The 13,478-nt window shown below is 70.2% G+C and carries 15 protein-coding genes; 9 read left to right on the plus strand and 6 right to left on the minus strand.

What is annotated here, in order from left to right; all coding sequences use genetic code 11:
* The first annotated feature begins 72 nt into the window (after positions 1–72).
* A complete protein-coding gene (locus CG740_RS33195) occupies positions 73–405 on the plus strand; it encodes a TfoX/Sxy family protein (RefSeq protein ID WP_100579019.1) in 333 nt (110 codons plus the stop codon).
* Positions 406–425: 20 nt separating this feature from the next.
* Here CG740_RS33195 and CG740_RS33200 read toward each other — a convergent pair whose 3' ends face one another.
* A complete protein-coding gene (locus CG740_RS33200; protein WP_100579020.1) occupies positions 426–1,040 on the minus strand; it encodes a sigma-70 family RNA polymerase sigma factor in 615 nt (204 codons plus the stop codon).
* A gap of 302 nt (positions 1,041–1,342) precedes the next feature.
* Between CG740_RS33200 and CG740_RS33205 the strand changes: the two genes are divergently transcribed.
* Complete coding sequence (locus CG740_RS33205; RefSeq protein WP_100579021.1) at positions 1,343–2,341, plus strand: MerR family transcriptional regulator; 999 nt, start codon at positions 1,343–1,345, stop codon at positions 2,339–2,341.
* Between the two features lie 7 nt (positions 2,342–2,348).
* Here the strand turns inward: CG740_RS33205 and CG740_RS33210 are convergent, their stop codons facing one another.
* Positions 2,349–3,722 carry a cryptochrome/photolyase family protein gene (locus CG740_RS33210; RefSeq protein ID WP_100579022.1) on the minus strand — a complete coding sequence of 458 codons (1,374 nt, stop codon included), beginning with the start codon at positions 3,720–3,722 and terminating at the stop codon, positions 2,349–2,351.
* A gap of 125 nt (positions 3,723–3,847) precedes the next feature.
* Complete coding sequence (locus tag CG740_RS33215; protein WP_100579023.1) at positions 3,848–5,377, minus strand: SDR family oxidoreductase; 1,530 nt, start codon at positions 5,375–5,377, stop codon at positions 3,848–3,850.
* A gap of 261 nt (positions 5,378–5,638) precedes the next feature.
* Here CG740_RS33215 and CG740_RS33225 point away from each other — a divergent pair, with 261 nt between their 5' ends.
* The 3 genes from CG740_RS33225 (at position 5,639) to CG740_RS33235 (ending at position 9,066) form a co-directional block, all read left to right on the plus strand.
* Entirely contained in the window at positions 5,639–6,190 is a 552-nt protein-coding gene (locus CG740_RS33225) for a DUF4383 domain-containing protein (RefSeq protein ID WP_100579025.1), read from the plus strand.
* 158 nt (positions 6,191–6,348) lie between these two features.
* Positions 6,349–6,849, plus strand: coding sequence for a MarR family winged helix-turn-helix transcriptional regulator (locus tag CG740_RS33230; protein WP_100579066.1), 501 nt, complete (start codon positions 6,349–6,351; stop codon positions 6,847–6,849).
* 132 nt (positions 6,850–6,981) lie between these two features.
* Positions 6,982–9,066, plus strand: coding sequence for an MMPL family transporter (locus tag CG740_RS33235; RefSeq protein ID WP_100579026.1), 2,085 nt, complete (start codon positions 6,982–6,984; stop codon positions 9,064–9,066).
* A 287-nt stretch (positions 9,067–9,353) separates the two neighbouring features.
* Here CG740_RS33235 and CG740_RS33240 read toward each other — a convergent pair whose 3' ends face one another.
* Genes CG740_RS33240 through CG740_RS33250 form a run of 3 tightly spaced genes read right to left on the minus strand, consistent with a single transcriptional unit; the run spans position 9,354 to position 10,890 of the window.
* Positions 9,354–9,683, minus strand: a complete 330-nt coding sequence (locus tag CG740_RS33240; protein WP_100579027.1) for a hypothetical protein — start codon at positions 9,681–9,683, stop codon at positions 9,354–9,356.
* Positions 9,680–10,303, minus strand: a complete 624-nt coding sequence (locus CG740_RS33245) for a hypothetical protein (RefSeq protein WP_100579028.1) — start codon at positions 10,301–10,303, stop codon at positions 9,680–9,682. The genes CG740_RS33240 and CG740_RS33245 overlap by 4 nt, the downstream gene beginning before the upstream one ends.
* Positions 10,300–10,890, minus strand: a complete 591-nt coding sequence (locus CG740_RS33250; RefSeq protein WP_376493647.1) for an RNA polymerase sigma factor — start codon at positions 10,888–10,890, stop codon at positions 10,300–10,302. Before CG740_RS33250 ends, CG740_RS33245 begins: the two co-directional genes overlap by 4 nt.
* A gap of 304 nt (positions 10,891–11,194) precedes the next feature.
* On the opposite strand from CG740_RS33250, the gene CG740_RS33255 reads away from it, so the two are divergent.
* From CG740_RS33255 to CG740_RS33270, 4 genes are all read left to right on the plus strand, one after another.
* Positions 11,195–11,701, plus strand: coding sequence for an Asp23/Gls24 family envelope stress response protein (locus CG740_RS33255; protein ID WP_100579030.1), 507 nt, complete (start codon positions 11,195–11,197; stop codon positions 11,699–11,701).
* Positions 11,702–11,773: 72 nt separating this feature from the next.
* Complete coding sequence (locus CG740_RS33260) at positions 11,774–11,959, plus strand: hypothetical protein (RefSeq protein WP_100579031.1); 186 nt, start codon at positions 11,774–11,776, stop codon at positions 11,957–11,959.
* Positions 11,956–12,900 carry a DUF6286 domain-containing Asp23/Gls24 family envelope stress response protein gene (locus CG740_RS33265; protein ID WP_100579032.1) on the plus strand — a complete coding sequence of 315 codons (945 nt, stop codon included), beginning with the start codon at positions 11,956–11,958 and terminating at the stop codon, positions 12,898–12,900. Before CG740_RS33260 ends, CG740_RS33265 begins: the two co-directional genes overlap by 4 nt.
* On the plus strand, positions 12,897–13,478 hold the full coding sequence (locus CG740_RS33270; RefSeq protein WP_100579033.1) for a hypothetical protein: 582 nt from the start codon (positions 12,897–12,899) through the stop codon (positions 13,476–13,478). The genes CG740_RS33265 and CG740_RS33270 overlap by 4 nt, the downstream gene beginning before the upstream one ends.

Below are 13,478 nucleotides of genomic sequence, written 5' to 3' on the forward strand. Positions count from 1 at the left end.
CCGCCATGCACTGTGGGCCCGCGCTCGCGTGTCGGCCGGCTCGACGGCCGCCGGCGCTGGGCACCATGGCTCATGGCCTATGACGAGGATCTCGCCGAACGTATTCGGGAATGCATGGCTGCGGAGTCGGGCGTGAGCGAGCGGTTGATGTTCGGGGGGCTTGCCTTTCTCCTGCGGGGGAACATGTGCCTCGCCGTCAGCAGGCAGGGAGGAATCCTGGTCCGTGTCGACCCGGCGGCCGCTGACGAGCTCGTTGCCGCGGCCAAGGCCGAGGTGGCCGTCATGGGTGGGCGGCCGATGCGAGGTTGGCTGAGGGTGGCTCCTGAAGATCTTCGAACCAAGCGCCGGCTCGCCCCATGGGTGCGCCGAGGCGTTGACTACGCCCGTTCACTGCCCGCCAAGTGACCGGGCTCGGCGCATCCCCGTCACACCGCTGAAGTGGGCCTCGCCGTGGCCTCGTTGAGCTGGCGGCGCAGGGTGAGAAGACCGCGCCGGATGTGGCTCTTGACGGTGCCCAGAGGCAGTCCTGTCAGCTGGGCGATCTGTGTGTGCGTCAGGTCCCGGTAGTAGGCGAGTGCCACCAATCGGCCTTGTGCGGGGGGAAGGCTGCGCAGTGAGCAGGACAGCATCACCCGCTGTACCGCCGCCTCCTCGTGTCCGCCGGGGCTGTCGGGGCCACTGCGGGCAGCGAGAGTGGTCGCGGTGAGAGTCCGCCGGGTCCGCGCGGTGAGTGCGTCCGCAATCTTCTTCCGGGTGATGCCGACGAGCCACGCGGATACCGGGCCGCGTGCCGGATCGTAGCCGTGCCTGCCGCGCCAGGCCGCCAGGAACACCTGCTGGGTGACATCCTCTGCTTCCTCGCGGTCGCCCAGCTTGCGGACCGCCAGGCCATGGACGATGCCGACGGAGCGGTGGTAGATCGCGGCGAAGGAGGCGAGGTCGCCGGACAGGAGACCGGCGCCGAGGTCGACGTCTGTCTGCTCCTCGTCACGGGTCCGGCTGGGCTCGTGGGCACACGGTCGCGTGCGTGTGATGTTCATGCAAACCCCTTGGCTCGGCACCGTGCCGACCGGGCGGTGTCCTGGGTGTCGGCCGGCCCGGCTGACCTCGTACACCTGCATCGTCTTAGCCGTGCCGCGCGCCAGCCAATACGCAGCGTTTGTGCATCGATTCATGCATCGATTCCGGCATGGTCGAGAGACGCTGGGGCCAGTTGCAGCGCTTGCCGGGTGAAAGTGCGGGAATGCAGCCAGAGCACAGCCTGGACACGGTCCCGGCTTCGGTCGGCAATTTCGGCACTTGCAGCGCTTTACGGGGCTGCTGACCTGCGTAGAGTGGAAGCATGAGAAGTTCACTCGCTCGCGATGCCGTCCCGGATGAGTCAGGCGTGGGCGCTGTGCTGACCACCGGGGCGGTCGCCCGTGTCCTGGGGGTGTCGCCGGCCACGGTGCGGTCCTGGGAGCGCCGCTACGGCATCGGACCGGCCCGGAGGGAGGACGGCCGGCATCGGCGGTGGACGCCGGGCGATGTGGCGACGATCCAGGAGATGTGCCGCCTTGCCGCGCTGGGTGTTCCGCCCGCCGAGGCTGCTCGCTCGGCGCTCGACGCACGCGGCACGAAACCAGCCGATGTCGCGCCACCTGCTCCTGTGCGCCTCGTCGGCGGCCGGACGCCCGGCGGACGCGATGCGCTGCCGCTGGGTGAGGTGAGGCAGGAATGCCGGGGCCTTGCGCGTGCCGCTGTCCGCCTCGATGCGCCGGCCGTCGCCCAACGACTCGCCGCCGCGCTGGAGGAGTACGGCCTGGTCACCGCCTGGGAAGAGATCATCATGCCCACGCTGCACGCGGTCGGACGCAAGTGGGCGACCGCCGGGGAGAGGTACATCGAGGTCGAGCACCTGTTGTCGTGGCAGGTGTCCTGCGCCCTGCGCCGCTTGTCGGAGACGCCCCCCGAGGGCACGGGCCTGGCTGCCGTGCTCCTTGCCTGCACCCCCGAGGAGCAGCACAGCCTGCCGCTGGAGGCACTCGCGGCCGGCTTGGCTCAACGCGCCCTGCCGGTGCGGATGTTCGGCCCCGCCTTGCCGGCCGGGGCCCTGTCGGATGCGGTGCGCCGCCTGGGCCCGGCTGTGGTGGTGCTCTGGTCCCAGAGCCGGTCGACGGCGCAACCGGAGCTGGCCCGTCGGGTCTCCGGGATCGGCTGGGGCGTGAAGGGGGCGCGCCAGCATCCCCACCTCCTGCTGGCCGGACCCGGCTGGGCCGGAACGGCGCTCGGAACGGGGTGGGGACGGCTGACCGGACTGCGTCCGGCCCTGCACAGCATCGAGTCGCGCCTCTTGGCTTAGCCCCCACTCACCGGGAGGCGCGTGCCTGCTGGAAGCGCGTACGGGCATCGGCGAGGTCGACGAGGGGATCGGGGTAGTCGAAGCGGGCGCGCTCAAGCCCCTGGAGCTTCCACGGTTCGTGCACCGCGGCGCCGGGCAGGTCGGCGAGTTCGGGGACCCAGCGGCGTACGTAATCGCCGTCGGGGTCGTACCGCTTGGCCTGGATGACGGGGTTGAGCACCCGATTGGGGCGGGTGTCGGTGCCGGTGCCCGCCATCCACTGCCAGTTCAGCTGATTGTTGGCGATGTCCCCGTCGACCAGCAGATCCAGGAAATGCCGGGCGCCGATGCGCCAGTCGACGTACAGCGTCTTGGTCAGGAAACTGGCGGTCAGGAGCCGGCCGCGGTTGTGCATCCAGCCTTCCTCGGCGAGCTGACGCATGGCGGCATCGACCACCGGATAGCCGGTCCGACCCTGTTTCCACGCCTCGATCTCCTCGCTCGACGTGGCTCCTGTACGCCACTGGTCGTCGCGCGGACGGTAGTCCAGCCAGGACACACCCGGGCGGGCCGCCAGCACCTGGTGGTGGAAGTCGCGCCAGCACAACTGGCGTACGAACGCCCGGGACCCCGCGCCTTCGGCGAGACGGGCGCGGTGGACTGCCTCCACGGGGGAGAGCGTCCCGAAGTGCAGATGCGGTGACAGCCGGGAAGTGGCATCGCCGGCGAGATCGTCGTGGCGCTCTTCATACGCGTCGACGCCCGTTCGCAGCCAGGAGGCGAGCAGGCGACGTGCCTGGCTCTCTCCGCCGCTCGCCAGCGCCGGCGAGATTCCGCCGACCTCGTGCCGCTGGGGGAGCGGATCGGAGGAAAGGGCGGGCGGCACGCGTACGGCTCGGGGTGCGGCGAGAGGCGTGCGCTGCCGCTTCTGGTCCCAGTGGCGCCAGTACGGGGTGAACACGGAGAAGTGGCCGGATCCTGCGGGGGTGACCTCGCCTGGAGCGACAGCCGTGATGACGCCGTCGTGTGCGTACAGGCGCCTGCCCTCGGCTTCCAGCATGTGCCGCAGCCGCTCCTCGCGCCGGGCGGCGTAGCCGCTGACACCGGCCGACATGTGCACTTCGTCGGCGTCGCACTCCAACACCACCTGCCGGACCGCGGCGCACACGTCGCCGGACCGAACGATCAGGCGTGCCCCGCGCTCGCGCAGCGACGCGTCGAGATCGGTGAGACAGTCCGCGAGAAACGCCCGGCGATTGGGGACGGCGAAACCGGCGACGGCCACGGCGTCATCGACCACGAACAGAGGGACCACCTCATCGGCCGAAGCGATGGCGGCTCGTAGCGGCGGGTGGTCGTGCACGCGGAGGTCGGAGGTGAACAGGACGACGGAGACGCTCATACCGACCCCTTGAGAGTGGTGAAAGGTGCGAGGCGGCCCGTGGGTCGGGCCAAACGCGGACATCCGGCGGTGACTTCCGCGATGGGCCGCGCGGCGGATGCGGCCTGAACGCGGCGGCTGCGAGTTCAGCTCCTGCGGCCTCGGCGGTGGCGTCGCCGCGCGGGCGGGGTGCCCGCGGCGGCGTGGGCGATGTTGCGGGCCATGCCGCCGAAGACGAAGGCGTGGAAGGGGGAAACGCTCCACCAGTAGAGATGCCCCAGCAGTCCCCGCGGGTGGAAGAGGGCGCGCTGGCGGTACCGGGCACGTCCGCCGGGAGCGGGCTCGGCACAGAGTTCGAGCCAGGCAAGGCCGGGCAGTCGCATCTCGGCCCGCAACCGCAGCAGTCGCCCCGCTTCGATCTCCTCCACGCGCCAGAAATCCAGCGAGTCGCCCACCCTGAGCCGCTCCGCGTCCCGCCTGCCGCGACGCAGTCCCACACCACCGAACAGCCGGTCGAGCCAGCCGCGCACGGCCCAGGCCAGCGGAAACGAGTACCAGCCGTTCTCGCCGCCGATGCCCTCGATCACCCGCCACAGAGCGGCCGGAGAGCAGTCGACCGCCAACTGCCGTTTGTCGGTGTACAGGCTGCCGCCCGCCCAGTTGGGGTCGGTGGGCAGCGGGTCGCTGGGTGCGCCGGGCAGTGTGGCGGACGACCAACGCGTGGTGACCTGGGCGTCACGGACCCGCTGCAGCGCCAGCTCCAGAGCGCGGTCGAAGCCGAGCGGGGCACCCGGGGGATCGGGCACGTACTGGGCGATGTCGTGCTCGTCGCAGACGACCTCGTGGCGCAAGGACTCGGCCAGAGGGCGGGCCAGTGCACGCGGCACGGGTGTGATCAGGCCGATCCAGTGGCTGGACAAGCGCGGTGTGAGCATGGGAACGCGCACGATCAGCCGCCGGGGCAGTCCCGCTACCTCGGCGTACCTGCGCATCATCTCCTCGTACGTCATGACATCGGGGCCGCCGATGTCGAACGCGCGATTCAAGCTCTCGGGGATCGAAGCGCTTCCGGTCAGATAGCGCAGGACGTCGCGGACGGCGATGGGCTGGATACGTGTGCCGACCCAGCTCGGGGTGACCATCACCGGCAGCCGCTCGGTCAGATAGCGCAGCATTTCGAAGGAGGCCGAGCCCGATCCGATGACGACGGCCGCACGCAACACCACAGACGGCACCGATGACCGCAGGAAGATCTCCCCGACCTCGGCCCGTGACCGCAGATGCGGAGACAAGTCCTGCGGCCGCACACCGTTCGGTGTCAGGCCGCCCAGATAGACGATCCGCCGCGTGCCCGCGGAATCGGCGGCGTCGGCGAAGGTCTGCGCACATTCGCGGTCGGTCTCCTCGAATCCGCGGCCTGTCCCCAGTCCGTGCACGAGGTAGTAGGCCACATCGATGCCCTGGAGCGCCGCGCTGACGGACGCGGCGTCTTTCACGTCGCCCCGCACCACTTCGACGTCACCGATCCACGGATAGTCCCGGAGCTTCTCCGGCGTCCGCGCCAGACAGCGCACCCGGTGGCCGGCCGCGAGCAGTTCGGGCACCAGACGGCCCCCGATGTAGCCGGTTGCCCCCGTTACCAAGCAGTGGAGACCAACTGTCGGATCAGATCCCATGAGATTGCTCCCGAATCGGCTGCAAGCCGCCTGCCGAGCGGTCCTTACATCTAGAGACATCCAGAGACATCCAGAGGTCCTTACCTCTGGAGCTTCGGCCGGAAGCGCCGCAACGGATGCACTCTGCGCCAGCTCACCATGCAGGTCCCGGCCCGACAGCCGATCCAGTGAATTTCCCGACGGGTGCAACCGATGGTGCCGCCCTGCCGGAAGAAGCTGATGAATGTGCACAAAAGCCTCGGCATAGAGAGGTGCCGCATCATGAAACTCCATGACGAACTCCCGACCGACCACAAGCTCGCCCAGGTGTACCGCTGGGGCGCGGCCTTCTGCGGCCTGGTACTCCTGATTTTCGGGTGCCTCGGATTCGCCGATCAGCTCAGCCCCTTCAACACCAACGGCAGCCACATCGCCGGGATGAGCACCAACGGCGTCTTGAGCCTGCTGTCCGTCGTCTTCGGCCTGGTCCTCATTGCCGGGGCGGTCGTGGGCGGCAACGTGGCCTCGACCGTCAACATGAGCGTCGGAACCCTCTTTCTCCTCAGCGGCTACGCCCACATCTTCATCCTCGACAAGCCCGCCAACTTCCTGGGCTTCGGCATGACCAACGTCGTGTTCAGCTTCATCATGGGACTGGTCATCCTCACGTTCGGCATGTACGGACGTGTCACGAGCCGCCTCCCGCACGACAACCCCTACTGGCGGCGCCGCCATCCGCGCCAGGCAGCACGAGAGGCAGTCGCACGACGGGCAGCCGTCCGCCCTCGGCCGTCCCTGCCGCACGGCGGAAGCAGCACCGGCACCGCACGGTAGAGGGAGCCGGCAAGGCGCGGTAGAGGAAGCCGGCAGGGCCCGGCCGCCCCTGGTGGACTCCCAGACGTCGTGGTGGTCGGCGCGGGAGTCGCCGGACTCGGGTGTGGGCGGACTCGCGCGGATAGGGTGTCCGGGTGGACAGCCGTGAACCGGATGAGATCTGTGCAAGTACCGGCCCCGCGGAACGGGCGCCCAGGACGTCGGCCCCGCACCCGGATCTGCAAGCACTCGCTGTTCAGTTGCGCCGTCTCAACGGGGAGATCAATCGCCTGGTACACGGATTCGCGGCGGGCCAGGGTCTCCATCCCACCGATGTCCAGGCGCTCGCCGCGATCCTCGACTCCACAGCGCCCGTCACGCCGGGCATGCTGCGCCGGCGGTTGGGGCTCACCTCAGGTGCGGTGACGGCGTGCGTTGACCGGTTGGAGCGTGCCGGACACATCACGCGGGTGCGGGAGAGTTCCGATCGGCGGGTCGTGCATCTGCGGTACGTGCCGGGGGCCCAGGCGCGGGCCCGGTCGTATTTCAGCCCGCTCGCGGAGGCCACCGAACGGGTGCGGAGCACCTTCACCGAGGGCGAACTGGCCCTGGTGCTGGCGTTTCTCGGCACTCTCAACGCGGAACTCGCGGGGAGCGGACGGCCGCAGGAAGAGTCCTGAAGCCGTCGTCGGTCTGCATCCAAACCCTGCGTCTCAGCAGAAGCAGTGACGAAGTTTCCGTGCTCCGCAATCTAACTCAATCATTGAGATACTTTTTCATTGAGTCTTCTGGTTGTCGTCCCTGGGAGAACCATGTTCCGTACCTCGCGCGGCACTCGCTGGCTGGTGCCGCTGGCCTTGTTGATCATCTGGCTTGCCATCGGCGGCACACTCGGTCCGTACGCCGGACGGCTCGGCCAGGTCGCGACCAATGACCAAGCGGCCTTCCTGCCCCGCAATGCCGAGTCCACCCGCGTGATCGACGCGCAGCGCGTGTTCCAGGCAGACGAGACGCTGCCGGCGATCGTCGTCTGGACCTCCCGCGGCAACGGCCCGGTGAACAAAGAGCAGTTGAACCAGGCCACGCAGGCCCTGGCGTCACTGAAGGGAACGCCCGGTGTCGTAGGTCAGGCGTCACCCGCCCTACCCTCCAGCGACCACCAGGCTCTCCAGGGCGTAGTGCAGTTGCGCCCCGATCTCGGCGACGATCTCCCCGCGACACTCGACGCGGTGAAGAAGCGGGCGGCAGCGGTCGGCGGAACCACGGTCGCCGTAGCGGGACCGGCAGCCAGTCAGGTCGACCTTTCGGACGCCTTCGCCGGAATCGACGGCCTGCTGCTGGTGGTTGCTCTGGTCACGGTCCTGGTCATCCTCCTGCTGGTCTATCGCAGCATCCTGCTCCCCTTCGTGATCATCCTGGGCGCGGTGTTCGCGCTGGGCGCCGCCTGTGCCGTCGTCTACGCCCTCGCGCAGCACGGTGCCGTACGCGTCGACGGACAGGTCCAAGGCATCCTCTCCATCCTGGTGATCGGAGCCGCCACCGACTACGCCCTCCTCCTCACCGCTCGCTATCGCGAGGAACTCGCCGCCGCCACCGACCGGTTCGCCGCGATGCGCGCGGCCCTGCGACGGTCGACCGGTGCCATCGTGGCCAGCGCCGGCACGGTCGTCCTCGGCCTGCTCGCGCTGCTGCTGAGCGATCTCACCAACAACCGGGCGCTGGGCCCGGTCGGCGCGATCGGCATCGTCTGCGCCGTGCTGAGCACGCTGACCTTCCTCCCCGCGGTCCTGGTACTGCTCGGCAACGCCGCCTACTGGCCCGCCCGACCACGCCCCACCGAGGCAGCGGGCGGCGGCCACCGCGTCTGGCACAGCATCGCCCGCAAGGTAGAAGGAGCGCCCCGCAGGATCTGGGCCATCGCACTGGTGGCACTCCTGGCCTGTGCGGCCTTCGCACCCACGCTCAACTCGAAGGGCGTACCGCTCGACGAGATCTTCGTCAACGACGCGCCGTCGGTCGCCGCCCAGGCCACCCTCGCCCAACACTTCCCCGGCGGCTCGGGCAACCCGACCGTGGTGATCGCCGACGCCGGTCACCAGGACCAGATCCTGGCCCGGGCCAAGTCGACCCCGGGCGTGGCCGATGCCGCCCCACTCGGCGAGCAGGGCCGGCCGGGCACCGGAGCCGCCCACGCGGTTGACGGCAGGATCCGCGTGGCTGTGACCCTGAAGGACCCCGCCGACAGCGACGCGGCCAAAGACACCGTCGCGCGACTCCGCACGACGCTCCATGACATCTCCGGCGGGGACGCCCTCATCGGCGGCTACACGGCCCAGCAGTACGACACCCAGCACACCGCCGAGCACGACCGCAACCTCATCGTCCCCGTCGTCCTGGCCATCATTCTGATCATCCTCATCGCACTGCTGCGTTCCGTCCTCCTGCCCCTCCTGCTCGTCGCGACGGTCGCTCTGAACTACCTGGCCACACTGGGCATTTCATCGCTCGTCTTCCGTCACGTCTTCGGATTCTCAGGAACCGACGCCTCCGTACCGCTGTACGGGTTTGTCTTCCTCGTGGCGCTCGGCGTGGACTACAACATCTTCCTCATGTCCCGAGCGAGGGAGGAGTCCTTGGAACACGGGGTACGCGACGGCATCCTCAAGGCCCTCGTCGCAACCGGGGGAGTGATCACCTCGGCCGGCGTCGTGCTCGCCGCGACCTTCGCCGCGCTCGCCGTCATCCCCCTCGCGTTCCTCGTGCAGATCGCTTTCATCGTGGCGTTCGGGGTGCTTCTGGACACGCTGGTCGTCCGGTCACTGCTCGTTCCAGCTCTCGTCCGGGACATCGGGCCCAAGGCCTGGTGGCCCGGACGCCTGAGCCGGCCCGGGAGGTAGTCCAGGTACGTCGGGGGTGTGTCGCTCGGTCGCGGCCCGGCCCCTTCCGGAATGGGTCCGTTGAGCGGTTCTGGGGCGGCGTCGATCCGGGCACGTGGCCCGGCCCGATCAGGCGCGGGGTGCCGGTCGCGCCGCTGATGTGCCGGCGCGGGCGGTCGTCGTACGTCCACGGTGGTGACCGATGGGGGAAGCGTGCTCGGTACGACGTGTGCGGCGCGCGACGTCCCCTGGTGCGCGGGTCACCTCGCACCAGGGGACGGCCACTGCGTCGCCGCCCGTGCGGGGCCTCAGACGATGCCGGTGATCGTCACCGTCACCGTGGCATCGACGGTGGCCGTGGCGCCCTCCGCGAGCAGGTGGGCGAGGACCGCGGCGCGCGTGGCGCGGGTGACGTCGCATGCCCGGTGGCCGGCGAGCGTGACGATCCGCACCTCGATCTGCCACGGGCCGGTGTCTCCACGGCGGTTGAGCCGCACTCCGGCACCCGGCAGGCCGCCGCGGCGAGGGTCCTGGAAGGCGGAGCGCAGCCGGCCCGCGATCCCGGGGGTGAGGAAGGCGACGCCGGGTACGTCGCGCACGACCTGTGCGAGTGTGTCGCCGAGGGCGGTCGGGGTCACGGGAGGAAGCCCTTCTCGCTGTCGTCCGATGCGTCGGCGAAGCCGATGACGTGGACGTCGATGCCGGTGATCTCCAGGCCGAGCCGGCGGTCGGCCGACTCTCCTACGCTCCTGCGGACCTCGTCGGCCAAGGCCGGGAGGCTGGGGGCGGTTATGGGCGCCAGGATGTGGAGGCTGACTGTGACCCGGCCGGGCATGTCCCGCTCAGGAGTGATGCGGCACGAACCGGAGCGGACGCCGGGCACGCGTTCCGCCGCAGCACGCAGGACGCGGGCGGCGGCGTATTCCATGACCCACATGTCCTCCTCCGGGGTGCCGAGGGGGAGCGGGTGTCCGGGGCGCAGTTCCAGGCGTACGACGTCCATCACGCGCTCGGTCAGCGGTGCGGGGTCGTAGCCGGACGCGTCCTCGGTGTCGTCGCGCAAGCCGCGCACGGCCGTCTCAAGCCGTTCCAGTTCAGCCACCGCGGCGGTGCAGTCGGGGCAGGCCGCCGCGTGCGAGTCGGCCGCGCCCTCCTCCCAGTCCGACCAGACCCGGGACAGCAGCCGCCCGCACGGCAGGCACTCGTCGTCCGGGTCGTGCGGAGGGGGTGTGTCGGGCGGATGGATGCGTGTGGTCATCGCCAGGCCCCCAAGGCGTCGGTGAGTTGTCGGCGGGCACGGAAGACGCGGGCGCGGACGGCCTGTTCACTGATGCCGACCGTCTCCGCGATGAACGCGTAGGGCTGTTCGTCCAATTCTCTCAGCACCCAGCATGCGCGCTGTTCGGCCGACAGACCGGCGAGCGCGTGGTGGAGTTCCTCGATTGCGGCACGGCCTTCCGTGATCCGGTCGGGAGCCACACTGTGCTCCGGAGCCGAGATCCGGGAGGCAGCCTCCAACTGCGACTGCGGTTTACGGGTGCGCAGGATGTTCAGGCACCGGTTGGTGACGATGCGGTAGAGCCAGGTGCCGAAGGAGGACTGACCGCGGAACTCCGGAAGTTTGCGCCAAGCGCTGATGAAGGCCTCCTGCACCGCGTCCTCCGCCTCGGTCCTGTCCTGCACCAGCCGGGTGGCCAGGCGTACCAGCGCCGGCGCGTGACGGCGGACCAGTACGGCGAAAGCCTCCTCGTCGCCCTCGCCCGCGCGCACGGCCAGCAGGGCGTCGTCCGGCCCGGTACCCGCATCGGGTGCCCAGGTCGGTGTGCGGTTCCCCGGCACAGGCAGCTCCCCTCGTCACGATCGCTCTGTTGGTTGGACAACCCGACTGGTCCTTCTGTGACGCACCGGTTCGGAATGCCGTGTGCGCGCCCGCCGCCCGAGGCGGTCAAAACCAGGTCACAGCACGTTCCCTCATGTGCCCGCGGATGCCCCGCCAACGCACCGGCAGGGTGGTCACCGAGGGCGCCGACTGCCGTATGTGCCGAGATTTTCTCGAAACGGTCCGTCACAAGCGGTGTTCAGCGGTGTCTGACCCAGTGAAAGCATCGCGGCGCCATTCCCGAGGCGCCCCGGAGAAGGGACGAACGCCATGACCACTCAGCAGCTGATCCCCTCGGCGAAGAACACCTCCGCCCCGAAGCAGGGTGGGACGAGCACCGGCACCACCGATGTGTCCCTCGGCAAGGCGGGAGTGGACGAGCCGGCCGCCACACGGGGCAAGACGTCCATCGCCGATGTCGTCGTCGTCAAGGTGGCGGGCATCGCCGCGCGGGAGATCCCCGGCGTCCACGACATGGGCGGCGGCCTGTCCCGCACGATCGGCGCGGTCCGCGACCGTGTCCCCGGCGGTCGTCCGAACGTCGGCCGGGGCGTGAAGGTCGAGGTGGGTGAGCGGCAGACCGCCATCGACCTGGACCTGGTCGTCGAGTACGGGGTCTCCATCACGGACGTGGCTGCCGACGTACGCGAGAACGTCATCGCGGCCGTCGAACGGATCACCGGCCTGGAGGTGGTCGAGGTCAACATCGCCATCAACGACGTGCACCTGCCCGAGGACGACAGCCACGATGCCGCCGTCGAGTCTCGGGTCGAGTAGCCGGGCCCGTCGTCGGAGCGCTGGTGGAACGGTCGGGCCCGGTGCGGGCCCGGGGAGGAAGGCAGGGGAGAGATGAGCAGAGCCTTCATCGGAATGGTCGCGGGGATCGCCCTGGCGTTCGCCGCGTACTTCGGGGGCTTCGTCGCCTTCGTCCTGGTCGCAATCCTCGGCGCGGCCGGATACGCCGCCGGAGCCTGGCTCGACGGCGGCGGGGATCCACGTGAGCTGCGGGACGCGTTCGAGCGGAGCCGTCGATGACGGCGGCCGCCGGACGAGGGTCGACCGTCATCGCGGACAAGGCCGTGCGCAAGATCGCCGAGGGTGCGGCACGAGAAGCGATGCCCGCTTCGATGGTCTCCAGGCCGAGGGGCTCCGCGACGGTCCAGGGGCGCCGGGCGGCCGTGGCCGTGCGGGTCGCGCTGCCCTACCCCGCTCCGCTGTCCGACACGGCCCGGCAGATACAGCGACACGTGGCCGAACGGACCCGGCAGCTGACCGGGCTGGAGATCGCCCTGCCCCGGCTGGCCGTCACCGGGCTCGAATCCCAGCACGTGGCTTCCGAACCACCGGCCGGAGAGCCGCGGACCGCGAGGTCAGCGCAGCGCCGTTGGTGGTCGGCCCGCCGTGCCCCGACGGCCCTGCTGATCCTCGCGGCCGCCACAGGGTGCGCGGCAGTCGCCTCCGACGTCATCCGGGTGCACACCACCCACCACGCCGCCGCGCCCTGGCGCGCACACGCGGTGAACTGGCTGGCCGGACACCGGTCCGGCGACCTGGGGACGACCGTCGGCGCGCTCATGGTCGCCACCGTCGGGGTAGGGCTCCTCGTGCTGGCATTCACCCCGGGGTGCCGTCGCCGGCTGACCCTCCTGACCACGGACGGCCCCCGGGGGAGTGTTGCCATCGACCGGGCTGCCGTGGCCGCGCTCGTCAAAGACGCCGTCGGTGCCGTCGACGGTGTCGAAGTGGTACGGGTTCGGGCGGGCCGGCGGCGGCTCACCGTCCGAACCCAACTGGCCTTCGGGAAGCAGGAGGACGCGCTCCGCCAGGCAACCGAGGCCGCCGCGCGGACCCTCAACGCCTGCCTCCTGCGCCGGACCCCGCGGTGCAGGGTCTTCGTGACTCCGGCACCGACCTGGCAGTCCCCCCAACAGTCCACCGACGACGAGCCGTTCGTGGAGAAGGGCCCCACCGCATGACCGCGCCCCGTACGGCAGCCAACCGCACCGTTCTCGCCACGGCTGGATTCGCCATGCTGGCGGGCGGCGTCTGGCTTGCCACCGCCCACGACCCGATCACCAACCGGCTCCCCGCCGGGTGGCCCACCGCCGCCTCCGGAACCGTGCTGCTCAATCGCAGTGATCTGGCGCAGCTCCGTGGTCACACCTGGTGGGTTCCCACCGTCACCACGGCCTCGGCGCTCGCCACCGTGCTGCTCGCCTGGTGGCTCTTCGCGCAGATCCGGCACCGCCGCCGTCCCCGGCTGGCCCTGGCCGTTGCCGGGGGTCACCTGCGCACCCGCGCTCTTGAGGACGTACTCGTCGAACGGGCGGTGGCACTCGACGGCATCCGCCGCTGCCATGCCCGCGTACATGCGCGCCGGCGGCGTGTGTGCCTGAGCCTGCATGTGTGGCTGACCCCCGACACAACCCCGGACCAAGTGGTGCGACAGCTCACTACCCTCATCCGCGAGGCCGGGCACGCGGCCGCGCCCTACGAGATCGACACACGCCTGCGCATGAGCCACGTCACCCACCGGGCACATCATGTCCGATAG

The sequence above is a fragment of the Streptomyces sp. CB01201 genome (assembly GCF_002803085.1).
Taxonomy (GTDB): Bacteria; Actinomycetota; Actinomycetes; order Streptomycetales; family Streptomycetaceae; genus Streptomyces; species Streptomyces hundungensis.

What these genes read in the sequence shown, in the direction of transcription:
- CG740_RS33195 (WP_100579019.1), top strand. Translation starts at nt 73, where the DNA reads ATGGCCTATGACGAGGATCTCGCCGAACGTATTCGGGAATGCATGGCT.
- CG740_RS33255 (WP_100579030.1), top strand. Translation starts at nt 11,195, where the DNA reads ATGACCACTCAGCAGCTGATCCCCTCGGCGAAGAACACCTCCGCCCCG.
- CG740_RS33270 (WP_100579033.1), top strand. Translation starts at nt 12,897, where the DNA reads ATGACCGCGCCCCGTACGGCAGCCAACCGCACCGTTCTCGCCACGGCT.
- CG740_RS33260 (WP_100579031.1), top strand. Translation starts at nt 11,774, where the DNA reads ATGAGCAGAGCCTTCATCGGAATGGTCGCGGGGATCGCCCTGGCGTTC.
- CG740_RS33200 (WP_100579020.1), bottom strand. Translation starts at nt 1,040, where the DNA reads ATGAACATCACACGCACGCGACCGTGTGCCCACGAGCCCAGCCGGACC.
- CG740_RS33205 (WP_100579021.1), top strand. Translation starts at nt 1,343, where the DNA reads ATGAGAAGTTCACTCGCTCGCGATGCCGTCCCGGATGAGTCAGGCGTG.
- CG740_RS33225 (WP_100579025.1), top strand. Translation starts at nt 5,639, where the DNA reads ATGAAACTCCATGACGAACTCCCGACCGACCACAAGCTCGCCCAGGTG.
- CG740_RS33210 (WP_100579022.1), bottom strand. Translation starts at nt 3,722, where the DNA reads ATGAGCGTCTCCGTCGTCCTGTTCACCTCCGACCTCCGCGTGCACGAC.
- CG740_RS33265 (WP_100579032.1), top strand. Translation starts at nt 11,956, where the DNA reads ATGACGGCGGCCGCCGGACGAGGGTCGACCGTCATCGCGGACAAGGCC.
- CG740_RS33235 (WP_100579026.1), top strand. Translation starts at nt 6,982, where the DNA reads ATGTTCCGTACCTCGCGCGGCACTCGCTGGCTGGTGCCGCTGGCCTTG.
- CG740_RS33215 (WP_100579023.1), bottom strand. Translation starts at nt 5,377, where the DNA reads ATGGGATCTGATCCGACAGTTGGTCTCCACTGCTTGGTAACGGGGGCA.
- CG740_RS33245 (WP_100579028.1), bottom strand. Translation starts at nt 10,303, where the DNA reads ATGACCACACGCATCCATCCGCCCGACACACCCCCTCCGCACGACCCG.